The organism is Streptomyces sp. NBC_00234 (assembly GCF_036195325.1).
In the GTDB taxonomy this organism is placed as follows: domain Bacteria; phylum Actinomycetota; class Actinomycetes; order Streptomycetales; family Streptomycetaceae; genus Streptomyces.
Map to the genome: position 1 here is coordinate 1,994,270 of NZ_CP108101.1, position 17,216 is coordinate 2,011,485.

The 17,216-nt window shown below is 72.1% G+C and carries 15 protein-coding genes; 8 read left to right on the plus strand and 7 right to left on the minus strand.

Annotated elements, in window-relative coordinates; all coding sequences use genetic code 11:
• Positions 1-53: 53 nt before the first annotated feature.
• The gene (gene uvrB / locus OG230_RS08650) at positions 54-2,180 is read right to left on the minus strand and encodes an excinuclease ABC subunit UvrB (protein WP_328909552.1); all 2,127 of its coding nucleotides are present in this window, start codon (positions 2,178-2,180) and stop codon (positions 54-56) included.
• 39 nt (positions 2,181-2,219) lie between these two features.
• Positions 2,220-3,089, minus strand: a complete 870-nt coding sequence (locus OG230_RS08655) for an MHYT domain-containing protein (RefSeq protein WP_328909553.1) — start codon at positions 3,087-3,089, stop codon at positions 2,220-2,222.
• 216 nt (positions 3,090-3,305) lie between these two features.
• Here OG230_RS08655 and OG230_RS08660 point away from each other — a divergent pair, with 216 nt between their 5' ends.
• The 5 genes from OG230_RS08660 to OG230_RS08680 all read left to right on the plus strand — a co-directional run bounded on the left by OG230_RS08660 (position 3,306) and on the right by OG230_RS08680 (position 8,283).
• Positions 3,306-4,181, plus strand: a complete 876-nt coding sequence (locus OG230_RS08660; protein WP_328909554.1) for a glycerophosphodiester phosphodiesterase — start codon at positions 3,306-3,308, stop codon at positions 4,179-4,181.
• A 62-nt stretch (positions 4,182-4,243) separates the two neighbouring features.
• A complete protein-coding gene (locus tag OG230_RS08665) occupies positions 4,244-4,792 on the plus strand; it encodes a methylated-DNA--[protein]-cysteine S-methyltransferase (protein ID WP_328909555.1) in 549 nt (182 codons plus the stop codon).
• A gap of 76 nt (positions 4,793-4,868) precedes the next feature.
• Positions 4,869-6,260 carry an MFS transporter gene (locus tag OG230_RS08670; protein WP_328909556.1) on the plus strand — a complete coding sequence of 464 codons (1,392 nt, stop codon included), beginning with the start codon at positions 4,869-4,871 and terminating at the stop codon, positions 6,258-6,260.
• Between the two features lie 179 nt (positions 6,261-6,439).
• Positions 6,440-7,393 (plus strand): pseudouridine-5'-phosphate glycosidase, encoded by a 954-nt coding sequence (locus OG230_RS08675; RefSeq protein WP_328909557.1) that lies wholly within the window; start codon positions 6,440-6,442, stop codon positions 7,391-7,393.
• A complete protein-coding gene (locus OG230_RS08680) occupies positions 7,390-8,283 on the plus strand; it encodes a carbohydrate kinase family protein (protein WP_328909558.1) in 894 nt (297 codons plus the stop codon). Before OG230_RS08675 ends, OG230_RS08680 begins: the two co-directional genes overlap by 4 nt.
• A gap of 87 nt (positions 8,284-8,370) precedes the next feature.
• On the opposite strand, the gene OG230_RS08685 is transcribed toward OG230_RS08680, so the two are convergent.
• The 3 genes from OG230_RS08685 to OG230_RS08695 form a co-directional block, all read right to left on the minus strand.
• A complete protein-coding gene (locus OG230_RS08685) occupies positions 8,371-9,015 on the minus strand; it encodes a uridine kinase (protein WP_328909559.1) in 645 nt (214 codons plus the stop codon).
• 39 nt (positions 9,016-9,054) lie between these two features.
• Positions 9,055-9,516, minus strand: coding sequence for a cupin domain-containing protein (locus tag OG230_RS08690; RefSeq protein ID WP_328909560.1), 462 nt, complete (start codon positions 9,514-9,516; stop codon positions 9,055-9,057).
• Between the two features lie 82 nt (positions 9,517-9,598).
• Positions 9,599-10,264 carry a winged helix-turn-helix transcriptional regulator gene (locus OG230_RS08695; protein ID WP_443051516.1) on the minus strand — a complete coding sequence of 222 codons (666 nt, stop codon included), beginning with the start codon at positions 10,262-10,264 and terminating at the stop codon, positions 9,599-9,601.
• Positions 10,265-10,349: 85 nt separating this feature from the next.
• Here OG230_RS08695 and OG230_RS08700 point away from each other — a divergent pair, with 85 nt between their 5' ends.
• The 3 genes from OG230_RS08700 to OG230_RS08710 all read left to right on the plus strand — a co-directional run bounded on the left by OG230_RS08700 (position 10,350) and on the right by OG230_RS08710 (position 12,825).
• The gene (locus OG230_RS08700) at positions 10,350-11,561 is read left to right on the plus strand and encodes a pyridoxal phosphate-dependent aminotransferase (protein ID WP_328909562.1); all 1,212 of its coding nucleotides are present in this window, start codon (positions 10,350-10,352) and stop codon (positions 11,559-11,561) included.
• Positions 11,558-12,172: a peptidase gene (locus tag OG230_RS08705; RefSeq protein WP_328909563.1), complete on the plus strand. Its 615-nt coding sequence runs from the start codon at positions 11,558-11,560 to the stop codon at positions 12,170-12,172. Before OG230_RS08700 ends, OG230_RS08705 begins: the two co-directional genes overlap by 4 nt.
• A gap of 245 nt (positions 12,173-12,417) precedes the next feature.
• A complete protein-coding gene (locus OG230_RS08710; protein ID WP_328911346.1) occupies positions 12,418-12,825 on the plus strand; it encodes a DUF3574 domain-containing protein in 408 nt (135 codons plus the stop codon).
• 23 nt (positions 12,826-12,848) lie between these two features.
• Here the strand turns inward: OG230_RS08710 and OG230_RS08715 are convergent, their stop codons facing one another.
• Both OG230_RS08715 and OG230_RS08720 read right to left on the minus strand, forming a co-directional pair.
• Positions 12,849-14,183: an SWIM zinc finger family protein gene (locus OG230_RS08715; RefSeq protein ID WP_328909564.1), complete on the minus strand. Its 1,335-nt coding sequence runs from the start codon at positions 14,181-14,183 to the stop codon at positions 12,849-12,851.
• Positions 14,180-17,173: a DEAD/DEAH box helicase gene (locus tag OG230_RS08720; RefSeq protein ID WP_328909565.1), complete on the minus strand. Its 2,994-nt coding sequence runs from the start codon at positions 17,171-17,173 to the stop codon at positions 14,180-14,182. The genes OG230_RS08715 and OG230_RS08720 overlap by 4 nt, the downstream gene beginning before the upstream one ends.
• Positions 17,174-17,216 lie beyond the last annotated feature (43 nt).

The following is a 17,216-nucleotide window of genomic DNA, read 5'->3' on the forward strand; positions in this document are numbered from 1 at the left end:
GGAGAGCCGGTCGCCTTTTGTGTCGGTCCTGCAACACAGCGGATGCCCTGCCGTCAGGCGAGCCCCGCCTCCCTCATCTGCCGCAGTTCCTTCTTCAGTTCGCCGACCTCGTCGCGCAGCCGCGCGGCCACCTCGAACTGGAGATCCGCGGCGGCTGCCCTCATCCGGTCGGTCATCTCCTCGATGATCCCGGCGAGTTCCGTCGCGGGCCGGTCGGTGACGACCGCGCCGTCCGCCTTCCCCCTGCCGGCCGCGCCCTTGGCGGCCTTGCCGCCGAGGGCCGGGACGGGTGCCTTGGGGCCCTTCGCCTGGCGGTAGCCGGTGCCGAGGAGCTGTTCGGTGTCGACCTCCTCGCGGGCGATGGTCGCGACGATGTCGTTGATCTTCTTGCGCAGCGGCTGCGGGTCGATGCCGCGCTCGGTGTTGTAGGCGATCTGCTTCTCGCGGCGGCGGTTGGTCTCGTCGATGGCCTGCGCCATGGCCGGGGTGATCTTGTCCGCGTACATATGGACCTGACCCGACACGTTGCGCGCCGCGCGCCCGATGGTCTGGATCAGCGAGGTGCCGGAGCGCAGGAAGCCCTGCTTGTCGGCGTCGAGGATGGCCACCAGGGACACCTCGGGCAGGTCGAGCCCCTCGCGCAGGAGGTTGATGCCGACCAGGACGTCGTACTCACCGGCGCGCAGCTCGCGCAGGAGCTCGATGCGGCGCAGGGTGTCGACGTCGCTGTGCAGGTAGCGGACCTGGATACCGAGCTCCAGGAAGTAGTCGGTGAGGTCCTCGGACATCTTCTTGGTGAGGGTGGTGACGAGGACCCGCTCGTCCCGTTCGGTGCGCTTGCGGATCTCGTGCACCAGGTCGTCGATCTGGCCCTCGGTGGGCTTGACGACGATCTCCGGGTCGACGAGGCCGGTCGGTCGGATGATCTGCTCCACGAAGCCGTCGCCGCGGGAGAGCTCGTACTTCCCCGGAGTGGCGGAGAGATAGACGGTCTGGTCGATCCGGCCGAGGAACTCCTCCCACTTCAGCGGGCGGTTGTCGAGGGCGGAGGGCAGCCGGAAGCCGTGGTCGACGAGGGTCCGCTTGCGGGAGGCGTCGCCCTCGTACATCGCGCCGATCTGGGGCACGGTGACGTGCGATTCGTCGAGGACCAGGAGGAAGTCCTCGGGGAAGTAGTCGAGGAGGGTGTTGGGCGCGGTGCCGGGCGAGCGGTCGTCGAAGTGCATCGAGTAGTTCTCGACGCCGGAGCAGGTGCCGATCTGGCGGAGCATCTCGATGTCGTAGGTGGTGCGCATGCGGAGCCGCTGGGCCTCCAGCATCTTGCCCTGCTTCTCCAGCTCGGCGAGGCGCTGTTCCAGCTCCTTCTCGATGCCTCCGACCGCCTTCTCCATGCGCTCGGGACCCGCGACGTAGTGGCTGGCGGGGAAGACGTGGAGCGCCTGGTCCTCGCTGATGACCTCACCGGTCAGGGGGTGGAGGGTGGAGAGCGCCTCGATCTCGTCACCGAACATCTCGATGCGGACGGCGAGCTCCTCGTAGACCGGGAAGATCTCGATGGTGTCGCCCCGCACCCGGAAGGTGCCCCGGGTGAACGCCAGGTCGTTCCGGGTGTACTGGATCTCGACGAAGCGGCGCAGCAGCTGGTCGCGGTCGATCTCGTCGCCGACCTTGAGCTGGACCATCCGGTCCACGTACTCCTGGGGCGTGCCGAGGCCGTAGATGCAGGAGACGGAGGCCACGACGATGACGTCGCGGCGGGTGAGCAGCGAGTTCGTCGCGGAGTGGCGCAGCCGCTCGACCTCCTCGTTGATCGAGGAGTCCTTCTCGATGTAGGTGTCCGACTGCGGTACGTACGCCTCGGGCTGGTAGTAGTCGTAGTACGAGACGAAGTACTCGACGGCGTTGTTGGGCAGGAGCTCGCGGAACTCGTTGGCGAGCTGGGCCGCGAGCGTCTTGTTCGGCGCCATGACCAGGGTGGGGCGCTGCAGCTTCTCGATCATCCAGGCGGTGGTCGCCGACTTTCCGGTGCCGGTCGCACCGAGCAGGACGACGTCCTTCTCGCCTCCGCGGATACGCCGCTCCAGCTCCGCGATGGCCGCGGGCTGGTCACCGCTGGGCTGGTAGGGACTGACGACCTCGAAAGGCGCCACCGAACGTTCGATCTTCGAAACGGGCCGCATGCAACCACCGTACGACCCGGCACTGACAACGGGGGCGGATCACCGGTTCCGCGGCGGGCGCGGGTCCCGGCCCGCGGGCGTCCGGTGCGCGACGTGCCCGCGCTGGGCGGGGATGCCGGCCCGCCGGTCGGTGCCGGGTGCCGCGCGCCCCGGCCGGTACTCGTCCCCGTCCGGGTCGCCCATGACCACCAGGGGATCGAACATCACGATCACTCCGGCGAGCAGCAGGAAGCAGCACGGGCCGACCAGCATCGGGATGAGCAGCGTGGTGGGGGCGTCGCCGCCCGACGCGGCACCGGCGGCGGGGTGCAGGTGCACGCTGAGCGCCGCCATGCCGGTGTAGTGCATGCCGCTCACCGCGACGCCCATCACCACGCTCGCGCCGAGGCTGGGGAGGAACCCGTGGACGGACACGGCCGCCCAGAGTGCCGTCGTGGCCGCCACCACGGCGATGATCACGGAGAGCGACACGGTGACCGTGTCGTACTCGAACTGCCCCTGGAGCCGCATCCCGGCCATTCCGAGGTAGTGCATGGACGCGACGCCGAGGCCCATGATGATGCCGCCGGTGATCAGCGCCATGCGGGTCGCCCCGCGGTAGCCGACAATGAAGATGCCGATACCGACCATCACGATCGCCAGGGCCAGGCTGGCGAACGTGATGGGTTTGTCGTAGCCGACCGGTGCCTCCCGGACGGAGAAGCCCATCATCGCGACGAAGTGCATCGTCCATATGCCGGAGCCTATGGAGGTGGCACCCAGCGCCAGCCAGCCGGCCTTGAAGGAACGCTCGGTCCGCAGTGACCGGATCGTGCAGCGCAGCCCCAGGGCGGCGCCGAGGCACGCCATGAGGAAGGCCACGACCGGGGTCACGAGCCCGTAGCTGAATCCGTCAACTGTGCCCTGCATGCTGGTAAGCCCTTCACGGAAGCCCGGGTTCGGGGGGTGCCCCATGGGGCGAGGCCCGGCAGGCAAACATAGGAAACGCATGCTATCGGCACGGAATCCCGGGCTGGATCCGGCACCGCAGGTTCCGTTCACGTAGTGGCCACCGGCGACCTGTTCTCCGTTGGTGATCGGCTGCCACGCTCGATGCGCCCGCACCTCTGACCGCGAGGAGAACCCGTGTCCGTACGCACCGTAACCGTCTCGACGACCGTCGCCGCTCTGCTCGGCGGCAGTGGTCTTCTCCTGGCCGCTTCCCAGACCCAGGCCGCCGGCACGCACGACGCCCCGGTCGTCTTCGCGCACCGGGGCGCTTCCGCGTACGCCCCGGAGAACACCCTGGCCGCCGTCGACGCTGCGGACGACCTGGGCATCGACTGGGTCGAGAACGACGTGCAGCGCACCCGGGACGGCGTGCTGGTCGTGATGCACGACACGAACCTCAAGCGGACCACCGACGTCGAGGAGCTCTTCCCCGAGCGCGCGCCCTGGGCGGTCAAGGACTTCACGGCCGCCGAGATCGCGCGGCTCGACGCCGGCAGCTGGTTCGGAGCGCAGTTCGCAGGAGCCCGCGTTCCGACGCTGGAGCAGTATCTGCACCAGGTCGAGCGCAACCACCAGGGGCTGCTCCTGGAGATCAAGAGCCCGGAGACCTACCCCGGTATCGAGAAGGACACCCTCCAGGTCCTGCAGAACGAGGGCTGGCTCAACCGCCACCACGTCAAGCACAAGCTGATCATCCAGAGCTTCGGCGCGGAGAGCGTGAAGGCGGTCCACGCGCAGCGCCCCGACGTCGTGACCGGATTCCTCGGCACGCCCGCCGTGGCCGATCTGCCCTCGTACGCGGCGTTCACCGACCAGATCAACCCGTCGCACGGCACGCTCAGCGCCGACTACGTGGCCGCCGTGCAGGAGCTGAAGGGCGCGCACGGCAAGCCGCTCCAGGTGAACACCTGGACGGTCAACGACGCGGCGACCGCGGCCAAGGTCGCCGGCTTCGGTGTCGACGGCATCATCACCAACAACCCCGACGTGGTGCGGGACGCCACCGGCTGAGCCGGGGCGCAGGACCTGCGTACGGCCGGGCGCTGTCAGTGCCCGGCCGTACGGTGGTCGGTATGAAGAGCACCGAGCAGGACGTGCAGTGGTCCGCCGTCGGGAGCGACATCGGCCCCCTGCTGCTTGTCGCGACCGGCACGGGGCTGGTGAGCGTGGTCTTCCATGCCCGCCCCGCGGTGCGCGAGAAGGCGCTCGGGCAGCTGGGGACGCGGCTCGGCTCGGTGCCGGTGGAGGCGCCGCCCGGTTCTCCCAGGCTGGCCGAACCGATACGTCAGCTCGCGGCGTACTTCGCGGGTGAGCTGCGCGCGTTCACGCTGGATCTGGACTGGTCGCTGACCTCCGGCTTCAACCGCGAGGTGCTCCGGGAGCTCGCGTCCGGTGTGCCGTACGGGACGGTCGTCGGGTACGGGGATCTGGCGGGCCGGGTGGGCCAGCCGGGGGCGGCCCAGGCCGTGGGGGCCGCCATGGGGTCCAATCCGCTGCCGGTGGTCGTGCCGTGCCACCGGGTCGTGGAGAGCGACGGCGGGCTCGGGGGCTTCGGCGGAGGGCTGGAGACGAAGCGACAGCTGCTGGCCCTCGAAGGCGTCCTGCCTCAGCCGTTGTTCTAGGCCAACTTCCCCTGGCGGCCGTTCCCGGGCCGTGAAAGCCGTTTTCGTACTGCGTACGAGCTGGCACACTGCGCCAGTGAAGAAGGCTCTCTCCGCACCCCCGGTCACGGTTTCCGATCTGCCTGCCCTGCAGCGCAGGACGTCCGCCGTCCTCATCGCCAGCCAGATACTCGGCGGCCTGGGCGTGCCCATCGGCATCGCCCTGGCCCCGGTCCTCGCGACGGAGGTGAGCGGTTCCGAGGCGCTGTCCGGTCTCGCCCCCACCGCCTCGGTGGCCGGCACGGCTCTTCTCTCGCTGCCGCTGGCCGCGCTGATGACCTCCCGGGGCCGCCGCCCCGGCCTCGTCCTGGCCTATCTGATCGGTGCGCTCGGCGCGGGCCTGGTGGTCCTCGCCACCGTCGTGGACAGCTTCCCGCTGCTGCTGCTCGGCATGGCCGGCTTCGGCGCGGGCGCTTCGGCCAATCTTCAGGCCAGATTCGCCGCGGCCGACCTGGCGGAGCCGGACCGGCGCGGCCGGGCGATCTCCACCGTCATCTGGGCCACCACGATCGGCTCGGTCCTCGGCCCCAACATCGCGGCGCCCGCGGGCCGCGCCTTCCGGGACACCGCCATCCCCGAGACGGCGGGCCCGTTCGTGTGGGCGGCGGCCATCTTCCTCCTCGCGGGCCTCGTCGTCGCGGTACTGCTGCGCCCCGACCCGCTGCTCACCGCGCGGGCACTGGCCCCCGAGGGCACCCAGACCGCCGCGAACCGCTCGCTGCGCGCGGGCGTCGCCGCGGTACGCGCCTCGCCGACGGCCAGGCTGGCGCTGGTGACCGTGGCCGTGTCCCACACCGCGATGGTCTCGATCATGGTGATGACCCCGGTCCATCTGGGTCACCACGGGGCGGGCATCCAGCTGATCGGCCTGGTCATCAGCGGTCACATCGCGGGCATGTACGCCTTCTCCCCCGTGATGGGCTGGCTGGCCGACCGGTTCGGCCGGCTCTCCGTGATCGGTCTCGCGGTCGGCCTGCTCTCCTGCGCCGCGCTGCTGGCCGGCACGGCGGGACCCAGCCACGAGCGGACGGCGGCCGGCCTGTTCGTGCTCGGGCTCGGCTGGTCGGCCGGTCTGGTGGCGGGTTCCGCGCTGCTCACCGACTCGGTTCCGCAGCCCGCCCGCGCCGCCGTTCAGGGTCTCTCCGACCTGACCATGAACACGGCGGCGGGCATCGGCGGAGCGGTCGCCGGAGTGATCGTCTCCCGGTGGAGCTACAGCTGGCTGAACGTGGTCGGCGCCTGTCTGCTGCTGCCGATGGCCGCGCTGGCCCTCCGACGGGCGCTCACGAAACCCTCCGCCGTCCCGGTCGGCGCAGCGGACGGGACACAGGACGGCCCTTCGGGCAGGTCTCCGGACGGTCCGACGGACCGGACACCGGACGGACCCGCCGACGCATCCGTGTCCCCCCTCGCCCCGGACAAGACCTGAGCCCTCAGAGGCTGATGCGGTACGCCTAGCGCAGCGTCTCGTGGACGGTCCACGTCGTACGGTCGTCCTCGCGCAGCACGAAGAGTTCCGGCCAATCACCCTGACGAGCGGCCCGCGAACCCCGGCCGCCAGGGCCGCCCGCGGGTTTGCGGCCACCCCGCGTGCGACAGGGATGGGGCATGCCACTGAACACACCGGAGCACTCACCCGAGGACGGCCCCCGAGCTCATGAACCGGCGCTCTCCGCCGAGGTGCGGGACGCCGTCGCCGCCCACCGCCCCGTCGTCGCCCTGGAGTCGACGATCATCGCGCACGGTCTGCCGCGCCCCCGCAACCTGCGGGTCGCCCTGGAGCTGGAGGAGCTCGTACGTTCCGCGGGCGCCGTCCCGGCCACGATCGCCGTCCTGGACGGCCGGGCCCATGTGGGGCTGGACAAGACCCAGTTGGAACGGGTGGCGGGTGACCCGGAGATGCGGAAGCTGGGACACCGCGACCTCGCGCCCGCGCTGGCGACGGGCGCCAGCGGGGCGACGACCGTGTCGGCGACCGCTTTCCTGGCGGCCCGGGCCGGTCTGCGGGTGTTCGCGACCGGGGGGCTCGGCGGCGTACACCGGGAGTGGACCGAGACCCAGGACGAGTCGGCGGATCTGCGGCTGCTCGCGCGCACCGGCATCACCGTGGTGTGTGCCGGGGTGAAGTCGATCCTGGACGTTCCGGCCACGCTCCAGCGCCTGGAGACACTCGGGGTGGGTGTGCTCGGCTTCGGAACCACGCACTTCCCCGGCTTCTATCTGAGCAGTTCCGGCGAGCCCGTCGACTGGACGGTGCACACCCCCGAGGAGGTGGCCGAGGTGATGCGGGCCCGGGACGCGCTCGGTGGACCGGAGACCGCGCTGATCGTCGCCAACCCCGTACCGGAGGAGGAGCAGCTGGACCCCGGCGTCCACGACCGGGTGCTGGCCGAGGCGCTGGCAGCGTGCCGGGAGCGCGGCGTCGTGGGGCAGGCCGTCACCCCGTTCCTGCTCGACCATCTGATGCGGCACACCGACGGCGCCTCCCTGGAGGCCAACCTGGCCGCGGTACGCGGAAACGTGACGCTGGCCGCACGTATCGCGGCGGCGGCGGCACGGTGAGCGAGGGCGGTCTGCTCGTCGTCGGGGACGTGGTCACGGACGTGGTGGTGCGGCACGGAGCGCCACCGGCCCGGGGCACGGACACGACGGCGCGGATCAGGACGCTGCCCGGCGGCGCCGGGGCCAACGTGGCGTGCTGGGCGGTCCGTTCGGGGTGCCGTGACGTGCGTCTGCTGGCGCGGGCGGGCGTCGATTCCGCGGCCTGGCACCGGGAGATCCTGCACCGGGCCGGGGTACGGGCCGTGCTGGCCGTGGACGAGGAGGTGCCGACCGCCACCGTGGTCGCGCTCGTCGACGGCAGCGCCGAGCGCACCTTCCTCACCGACAGCGGCGCGGTGCTGCGCCTCGCCCCCTCCGACTGGTCGCCGTCGCTGCTCGACGGCATCGGGCACCTCCATCTCTCCGGCTACCTCCTGTTCGCCCCGACGAGCCGTGCCACCGCTCTGCTCGCGCTGCGGGAGGCCCGGCGCCGGGGCATCCCGGTGAGCGTGGACCCGGCCTCCGCGGGCTTCCTCACGGACCTCGGAGTCGACCGGTTCCTGGCCGCCGTCGAGGGCGCGGACCTGCTGCTGCCGAACGCGGACGAGGCGTGCCTGCTGACCGGACTGCCGGAACCGGCCGACGCGGCGGCGAAGTTGAGCCGTCAGGTGCCTCTGGTCGTGGTCACGCTCGGCGACCGGGGCGCCCTGCTGGCCGCCGGCGGAACGGTGACCGCACGCATCGAGGCCGTCCCGGTCCGGGATCCGGTCGACTCGACGGGCGCGGGCGACGCCTTCACCGGCGGCTTCCTCGCCGCGCGCCTCGCCGGGGCGGACGACAGGGAGGCCGCCGCGCAGGCGTGCCGGACCGGTGCCGAAGCCGTCATGGTTGTCGGCGGGCGCCCGGAATGACCGGGACGGCGCCCCGGTGCCGTAACCCGCGAGGACTCTAGGGCCTGTCGTCGCACCGCGCGGCAGACGGCAGTTTGACGACAGGCCCTAGAGCGCGTCCGGCGGGGACCAGGCGGGGTGGAGCGGATCGTCGGCCCGCACGACCGCGTCCGCGCGGTCGGCGGGCGCCACCTCGTCCTCGTACCTCGCGAACGCGGGCAGGGTCCACCGTTCGCCCTCCTCGGTACGACGGCGCAGCGCGCCGGGCGAGAGCCGCAGATGGGCGCTCAGGTCGAACGGGAACCACTGCCCGAGCAGGAACGGACCGTGCACGACGACCACCCCGCCCTCCGGCAGGAGCTGGTAGGGACTCCTGGTGGCCCGGTCCTTCACCGGGTCCCAGAGGTCGGGCAGCACCCGCCCGCTGCCGCCCGCCTCCAGCGGGCCGAACACCTCGCGCCACAGCGCCCCCGTGTCGAACCAGCCGTCGAAGTACGAGTCGGGGTCCTCCTTGCCGTACTCGTACCGAAGGCTGGCCGGGCGCAGGAAGCCGCTGGTGGGGACGGTGAGCACCGAGCGACCCCGGACCCGCAGAGCCGCCGCGAGGCGCTCGGCGAGCTCACCGGGGCGGGCGGCCGGCGAGCCGTCGACGGCGATCTTGAGCCAGGGCCCGCCGTCGGAGGGCTTCAGCGCGTCGGCGTGCACGGCGAGGGCTTCGGCCAGCCGTTCCCAGGTGATCGGTTCAAGTCGCACCCGTCCATCATCCCCCGGCCGCCGCGCGGCCGGCCGGGCTCACCCGCAGTCCACCGCCTCCGCGTCGTCGGAGAGGGCGCGGCCCTCCGGAAGCAGATAGGTCACCCACAGCACGACCGGTTCGGTCCCGTCGTTCCGCCCGATGTGCCGGTGTCCGGGCCCGGACGGCTCGATGAACGAGGTTCCGGCCGGGGTCACTTCGACCGAGCAGTCGCTGAGCGTGCGGGTCAGCGTCCCCGATTCGACCACGGCGATCAGCTGACCGGCGTGGGTGTGCCAGCCGGTGCTGCCGCCCGGCTGGATGGTGATCGTCCGGACTATCACGTCCGCGCGCCCCTTCGGGCTCTCCACCTTCAGCTTGCCCACGGACGTGCCCTTGGCCACGACCGTGCCGCTCACCCCGCTTCCCGGTGTCGCGGTCGCCGCCGTCGGCACGAAGCCGAGCGCCACCACACACCCACCGACGAGCACACCCCTGCGCGAACCTCCACGCTTCCCCATGTGCGAGCCCTCACTCTCCGCTTGTGGCCGAATCGCCTACGTTACGCGGGAGTTGAGTGGCGGGAACCCATCGGTGCGGAGTTCATTCGCCGCGAATCTCGGCGGCCAGCGGGGTGTCGCCGGACACCTCGATCCGGCCGTCCTTGACCGCCTCGGCGAGGGTCGTCCCTCCTCGCCCGAGCTCCAGGCACAGTTCGGCGTCGAGGACGAGACGGGCATCGGGACGGTCGGCCGAGCCCAGACCGTACACCCCTGCCGCCGGCGCCCCCTCTCCGATGCGTAGGTGGAACTCCCCCTCTTCCAGGGCGACTTCGACCACACCCGGATGGGTCAGCCCGTCCAGGGCGCGCAACAGCGGCAGGGCGAACCAGTGAGCGCGCACCGCGTCCGTCGGCTGGCGCTCGTCCAGCGCGGGCGCCCCCCACACCGAAAGGGCCGTCAGGACCGGCAACAGCCCCAGGCCGCGTTCGGTCAGCTCGTACACCGAGGCCGGGGCGGGCGGCGGCAGCTTACGGCGTACCGCGAGGCCGCCCTGCTCCATGTCCTTGAGCCGGGAGGCCAGGACGTCCGTGCTCACGCCCGGCAGATCGGCGTGCAGATCCGTGTACCGGCGCGGGCCACCCAGCAGTTCACGGACGATCAGCAGGGTCCACCGGTCACCCACGGAGTCGAGGGCCCGCGCGGCGGCACAGAACTGGTCGTAACTCCGGCGGCGGGCCGGTCGCACCGGCTGTTGCTGACGTGGCATGCGACGCAGTCTAGACATGTTGTTGGACTTTCCAAGCTCGAACTTGGTAAAACCAAGTATCGCAATCTCGTCGGGGAGGCACCGCATGGAGTTCCGGCAGTCCAGCAAGCTCAACGAGGTCTGTTACGAGATCCGGGGCCCGGTCATCGAGCACGCCAACGCCCTGGAGGAGGCGGGGCACAGCGTGCTCCGGCTCAACACCGGCAACCCGGCACTCTTCGGCTTCGAGGCTCCCGAGGAGATCGTCCAGGACATGATCCGGATGCTCCCGCAGGCCCACGGCTACACCGACTCGCGCGGCATCCTGTCGGCGCGGCGCGCTGTGGCGCATCGCTACCAGGCGATGGGACTGACCGACGTCGGCGTCGACGACATCTTCCTCGGCAACGGCGTGTCCGAGCTCATCTCCATGGCCGTGCAGGCGCTCCTGGAGGACGGGGACGAGGTCCTGATCCCGAGTCCCGACTATCCGCTGTGGACGGCGGTGACGACGCTCGCGGGCGGCAAGGCGGTGCACTACACCTGCGACGAGGCATCGGACTGGAACCCGGACCTCGCGGACATGGCGGCGAAGATCACGGACCGTACGAGGGCCGTCGTGATCATCAACCCGAACAACCCGACCGGTGCCGTCTACCCGCGCGAGATCCTCGAAGGCATCCTCGACCTGGCCCGCAGGCACGGCCTCATGGTGTTCGCCGACGAGATCTACGACCAGATCCTCTACGACGACGCCGAGCACCACAGCGTGGCGGTCCTCGCCCCCGACCTGGTCTGCCTCACGTTCAGCGGACTGTCCAAGACCTACCGGGTGGCGGGATTCCGGTCGGGCTGGATGGTGGTGTCGGGTCCGCGGCAGCACGCCGGCAACTACCTGGAGGGGCTGACGATGCTCGCCTCCATGCGGCTGTGCCCCAACGCGCCCGCGCAGTACGCCATTCAGGCCGCGCTCGGCGGGCGGCAGTCGATCGGCGCACTCGTCGCCCCGGGAGGCCGGCTGCACGAACAGCGCAACCGGGCCTGGGAGAAGCTGAACGAGATCCCCGGGGTGTCGTGCGTGAAGCCGAAGGGCGCGCTCTACGCGTTCCCGCGCATCGACCCGAAGGTGCACCACATCGTCGACGACGAGAAGTTCGTCCTCGATCTGCTGCTGCGGGAGAAGATCCAGGTGGTACAGGGCACCGGCTTCAACTGGCCGCGCCCCGACCACTTCCGGATCCTGACCCTCCCGCACGCCGACGATCTCGACGCGGCCATCAGCCGCATCGGCCGCTTCCTGAACGGATACCGCCAGTGACCTGCCCCTCCTGCCTGCTTCCGGCCCACACCCAGTTCGCCACTCCGGAACTGGTGGGCCACATCGTCGAGGGCGGGCTCGATCCCGCCGAGGACCCGGGCTGGGCCCGGTCGGGGGCCGGGTCACCCGCCGAGTACGCACGCTGGGCAGGCCATCTGTGCGGCATGACCTGCCTGCGCATGGCGCTCGGCAACGAGGCGCCCTCGCTGTTCGCCCTGCGCGACGGAGCACTCACCTACGGCGCGTACACGGAGGACTCGGAGGGGGACATCCGAGGGCTGATCTACGCGCCGTTCGCGGAATACGCGCGCGAGGCGCACGGGCTCGACGCGACCGTGCACCGTCATCTCGCGGCGGAGGAGATCCCCGGTCTGCTGGACGAGGGCCGCACCGTGATGGCCTCGGTGCACTACGGGATCCGGCACCCGGAACGGCCCGCTCCCGGGCGGGGCGGACACCTGGTGCTGCTGACCTCCCGTACGGCCGACGGGAACGGCGTCCACTTCCACAACCCCTCGGGAACGACGGCCGGGACCCGTGCGGCGGACCTGCCGCTGCCGGTCTTCGAGCGCTTCTTCGCCGGGCGCGGCGTATCCCTGCGCAGTTCCTAGGGACACGACCTGGGGACGGTCGGGGGGCTTCCCCGCAGGCTCCCCCTCACCGTTACGGGTGATTCGCGCGGGATATCGATGTCCTGACGCATCCCTGTGCGGACGGCTTGCCAGAGTGAGCCGTCCCCGAAGGGGCGTCACGTACACATCGCACTCCGAGCCGAGGAATCCTCTTGCCGCACCCCAGCCGATCCCGTCAGCGCACCGCGATCAGAGCGGCGGTCGCGACCTGCGCCGTCCTGGCCATGGGCACCCCGGTCGCCTACGCCACGCTCGGTGGCGAATCCGCTCCGGCCGCGCACTCCGCCGCCACCGTCCGGGGGAAGGCGTTCATCGAGACACGCCTGTTCTTCGGTACGGAACGCCCCGACGGCGGACCGGAGGTGACCGACCGGCAGTTCCTGGCCTTCGTCGACCGGGAGGTCACCCCGAGCTTCCCCGACGGCCTCACCATCCAGGAAGGCCGGGGCCAGTGGCGGGACTCCCACGGGGTGATCGAGCGGGAGCGCAGCTACGAACTGATCCTGCTCTACCCCGCCTCGGAGGCGCGCCTGCGTGATCCGCGGATCGAGCGGATCCGCGAGGCCTACGAGAAGGCGTACGCGCAGGACTCGGTGGCCCGCCTGGAGGAACCGATCCGCGCCGACTTCTGACCCCACGGGTGGGCCCGCGGCCGTCAGCCGCCGATCAGTGCGGTGAGCGCGCCCACCGGGTCGTGGTCCGGGACGGCGCGGGGCCACCAGTCGTCCTCGCCCGGGTCCGACTCGTAGCCGTACCACCGGCCGTCGTGGCCGAAGCGGAGCTGGAGCGTGCCCTGCGGGTGGGTCAGGTGGTTGCGCCAGGGCTGGAAGCGCGGGAAGTCCGCCGCCGCGAGGGCGGGGCGGGCCCGGTCGAAGGGGCCGGCCGGTGGATCCCAGGGGGTCTCCAGGACGGCCAGGCCCTCGGCGCCGCCCTGACGCCAGGCGGCCACGGCACGCGCCAGGTCGGTGGTGGAGCGGCCGGTCGCGTAGGCCAGTTCGCGGTAGAGGGCTCGGGTGGTGGCGGTGAGCCCGGCGGTCGGGCGGGCCGCGGCGAGACGGACGGCGTCCTGCCAGGTGGTGAGACCCGCGAGGGGGTCGGCGCCGGTGGTGAGCAGCGTGTGGGCACGGGCCGCCGCGTCGGTGGCGAGGTGGTCCAGCGAGAGCGGGTCGCGCGCGCCGGGCAGATCGGGGTAGGACGGGGGCTGGCCCGGGTACGGCGGGACCGGGAGCGGTGCGGGCAGCGGCGGCAGGAAGCGCTCGGCCACGGCCTCACGGGCCGGCACGGAGGGGGTCAGGTCGGCCGTGGGCCGCTCGCGGGCCGAGTGCTCCGCGTTGCGGCGGCCCAGCTCGTCGAGGAGTTCCCGCTCGCCCCTGCCGCGCATCAGCAGGAGGACGAACGGGTCGGTGTCGAGGAGCCGTGCGGTCTGGAAGCAGAGCGCGGCCACGTGCTTGCAGGGCCAGCCGTGATCGGGGCAGGAACAGTCCGGGTCGAGATCGCCCGCGGTCGGCAGCAGCCGGATGCCCGTCTCCCCCGCCGTCTCGACCAGGGAGTGCGGCATCTCCTTGCCCAGCAGGGCGGAGAGATGTCCGGGCCGGGCGGCGACGGCGTCGAGGAAGGTGTCCCAGTCCGCGTCGGAGAACGTGCGCAGGCGCAGCTCCGCGCGGTACGGGCGGGGCCGGCTTCCGTGGACGTAGGCGATGACCCGGCCGGGGGTGACGGTGATCGCGGCGACGTGACCGCCGTCCGCGTACGTCCGGCCGCGGGCGAGCCGCCCCTCGTCCATCGACAGGGACTCCAGGGCGTCCACCCAGGCGCGGCCCCACCAGCTGTCCGCGAACGGCCCCTCGTCGTCGCGGGTACGGGCCGGAACCGCTTCGAAGGTACGCCGCAGATCGTCGGGGCCCGGGCGGGAGCGGGGCCCCGACCCCGGACGGGCAGCGGAGCGGCCCTCGGGCGAGAGACCGGGCCGGGCGGCCGGGCGCGGGCTCATGCGGGCCTCCGCAGGGAGACGAGGTCGGCCAGGTCGCGGTCGCTGAGCTCGGTCAGGGCCGTCTCCCCGGTGCCGAGGACGGCGTCCGCGAGGGCCCGCTTGGACTCCAGCAGTTCACCGATGCGGTCCTCGACCGTGCCCTCCGCGATCAGCCGGTGCACCTGCACCGGCTGGGTCTGGCCGATGCGGTACGCACGGTCGGTGGCCTGTTCCTCCACGGCCGGGTTCCACCAGCGGTCGTAGTGGATGACATGGGCGGCCCGGGTGAGGTTCAGTCCCGTGCCGGCCGCCTTGAGGGAGAGCAGGAAGACCGGCACCTCGGCGGACTGGAAGCGGTCCACCATCCGCTCCCGCTCGGCCACCGGCGTACCCCCGTGGAGCAGTTGGGAGGGGACGGCCCGGGAAGCGAGGTGGGCGGAGAGGAGCCGGGCCATCGTGACGTACTGGGTGAAGATCAGGACGGAGCCGTCCTCCGACAGGATCGTGTCGAGGAGTTCGTCGAGCAGGGCGAGCTTGCCCGAGCGGCCGGTGAGCCGGGTCGGCTCTTCCTTGAGGTACTGCGCGGGGTGATTGCAGATCTGCTTGAGCGAGGACAGCAGCTTCATGATCAGTCCGCGGCGGGCGATGCCTTCCGCCGCCTCGATGGACGCCATCGTCTCGCGCACCGCGGCCTCGTAGAGCGTGACCTGTTCCCGGGTGAGGAAGACGGGATGATCGGTCTCCGTCTTCGGCGGCAGCTCGGGGGCGATGCCCGGGTCGGACTTCTTGCGGCGCAGGAGGAAGGGGCGGACCAGCCGGGAGAGCCGCTCGACCGCTTCCTCGTTGCCCAGTCCGGCCGCCGTCCCGGTGTTCTCGACGATCCGGGCGTGCCGGGCGCGGAACGCCTTGAGCGGGCCGAGCAGTCCGGGGGTCGTCCAGTCGAGCAGCGCCCAGAGTTCCGAGAGGTTGTTCTCCACCGGGGTGCCGGTGAGGGCGACGCGGGCGGGGGCCGGGATGGTGCGCAGTGCCTTGGCCGTGGAGGAGTGCGGGTTCTTCACGTGCTGTGCCTCGTCGGCGACGACGAGTCCCCAGGTGTGGGCGGCGAGCTGGGCCGCGCTGGAGCGCATCGTGCCGTACGTCGTGAGGACGAAGCCGCCGTCGGGGTCCGCCAGTGTCCTGTCGGTGCCGTGGAAGCGGCGGACGGGGACACCGGGCGCGAAGCGGTTGATCTCGCGGTGCCAGTTGCCCAGGAGGGAGGCCGGGCAGATGACCAGCGTGGGCGCGGGATGGGCGCGGTGCAGATGGAGCGCGATCACGGTGATCGTCTTGCCCAGGCCCATGTCGTCGGCGAGGCAGCCGCCCAGGCCCAGCGAGGTCATCCGGTCCAGCCAGGCGAGCCCGCGCAGCTGGTAGTCGCGCAGGGTCGCGTCCAGGCCGGGCGGCGGCGGGACGGTGGCGTCGTCGGAGACGATGCGCGCGCGGAGTGCGGCGAGGGCACCGACCGGCACCGCCTCGACCTGTTCCCCGTCGACCTCGGCGCTGCCGGTGAGCGCGACGGCCAGGGCGTCCACCGGGTCCAGCAGGCCCAACTCCCGCTTGCGCGCCTTGCGTACGAGCGCGGGGTCGACCACCACCCACTGGTCACGCAGCCGCACCACGGGACGGTGGGCCTCGGCCAGCGTGTCCATCTCGGCCTCCGTGAGCGGTTCGTCGCCCAGGGAGAGCTGCCAGTTGAAGGAGAAGAGCTGTTCGGCGTCGAAGAACGAGGTGCCGTCGGTTGCGGAGCCCGGGGCGGTCCTGACGACGGCCGATGCGGTGAGCGAGCGGGCCAGTTCCCGTGGCCAGTGGACGGCGACGCCCGCGCCCGCCAGCCGCGCCCCCGCGTCGCTCAGCAGCTCGTAGAGCTCGTCCTCGGTGAGGGCGAGCACATCGGGGACGGGCTGGTCGAGAAGCCGTTCGAGCGGCGCCCAGACGCGGGCGGCGCGGCGCAGCGCGAGCACCGCGTCGATCCTGGCGCGGGGGCCGAAGGGCTCCCCTCCCCCGCCGTTCCACAGGGCCGCGGCGTCGGTGACGTACGTCGGGTCGGCCAGGCTGTGCACCTGCGTGATGGCCGCGGCGGCGTGACGGGCGGGGGCCGCGGGACCGGCCGTGCTCTCGCCGTCCTCGTCCCCATCGCCTCCGTCGCCGTAGGTGTCGGCGGTGTCGAACAGCTCGTACGCCGACAGGTCGAGGCGGAGCGAGACCCGCACCCCCGCGTCGAGGCCCGCGGCCACCTCCACGGCCCAGGCGCGGGCGCCGGGCAGGTGCTGTGCCTCGCGGGAGGCGAAGGGTGCCCCCATCGCGTACGCCGCGGCCGGCGTACGCGGCAGGGTGTCGGCGACCGCGTCGAGGAAGGACCCGAGCAGGGCCGCCGGTTCGGGCACCTGGAGCGGAGAACGGTCCGGCAGCGGGACCGCGTGCCCCTCGGGCGGCATGGCGGCGGCGACGGCCCTGAGGTGGGCCATGTCCTCGGCGTCCCGCGGCCCGGCACGCCAGGCGTCGTGGTCGTCGGCCGTCAGTCCGGGCAGGAGCCGGCCGCGCGCCACCAGGTTGAGGGCGTGCAGCGCGGCGGCGCCCCAGCACCGGGTGGCGGGGTGGGCGGAGGCGAGGTGCCGGGCGCGGGCGAGCAGGGGGACGGCGTCGGCAAGGGGCAGCAGCACCGCGGGCACCGTGTGCCGGCGGACGCCGGTCGCGCCCTGGCGCCGTACGACGGTGAGCTCGGCGGTCGTGTGCTCCAGACCGTCGATGCCGCCGAAGTCGCCTGCGTCCTCCCCGGCCGGGTCCCAGAAGGCGATCCGGCCGTCCCTGGGAAGGCTCGCGGGAAGGAACACGGCGGGACGGCGCAGCAGCCGGTCGGCGGCCGGGTCCGGTTCGTGACGGCTGCCCCGCACGCTCCACGGGTCCTGCCGGTCCTTGTGGTTCCGCACGCCGATGCCGCCCCCCTCCTGCCTCGATTCGCGACCGACTCCCATGACCGGCGAGTCTAGGCGGGTGGTGTGACAGTGCGCCCCGCCC